General features: G+C 59.0%; 1 protein-coding gene. It reads right to left on the bottom strand.

What is annotated here, in order from left to right:
• Positions 1 to 24: 24 nt before the first annotated feature.
• Positions 25 to 610: integrase core domain-containing protein (locus ACLRGI_RS23235; RefSeq protein WP_419203791.1), on the bottom strand; the 586-nt coding region annotated here is incomplete at its 5' end.

The raw sequence follows: 610 nt of genomic DNA, 5'->3' as shown, positions 1-610 counted from the left end.
CAAGCTGAACGGTACCAATAGGAGTTAGGCGGCTGATTGTTCGGTGTATTCCTTGGGTTGGTTGATCCACGCTGGTCCTGGGAGCGCGAGGATTTTGGGGTCGGTGGTTTTGGTGAAGCGTTCGGGGTGTCTCGCTCTGGCTGCAGCGAGGGTCGCCGAGCGTTCTTTGGCCACGCCGACGGCGTGGCCGTAGTGGACGTTCGCGGGTGTGTGGAAGCCGATTCCTGAGTGCTGGTGATGATGGTTATACCAGTCCACGAAATCGCTGATAAATGTGCCGGCGTCGTGGACTGAGGCGAAGCGTTCGGGGAATTCAGGACCGTATTTCAGGGTCTTGAACAGCGCCTCGCTGTAGGGGTTGTCATTCGATACCCGGGGCCTGGAGTGGGACCGGGTGACCTCCAGATCCGAGAGCAGAGCGGCCACAGTCTTGGAGGTCATCGACGTTCCCCGGTCGGCGTGCACGACCTGGGGGATGCCGTGTATCCCGAAGATGCCCTTCATCATTTCCACGGCCAGCGTCCCGGATTCGGTGGCGTGAACGTGTGCGCCGACGATGAATCTGGAGTGGATATCCAGCATCATGTAGCAGTCGAAATACTTGCCTTTG

Source organism: Paenarthrobacter sp. PPS72, assembly GCF_048537125.1.
GTDB lineage: Bacteria > Actinomycetota > Actinomycetes > Actinomycetales > Micrococcaceae > Arthrobacter > Arthrobacter nitroguajacolicus_E.
This window is presented reverse-complemented; position numbering and strand designations above follow the sequence as displayed.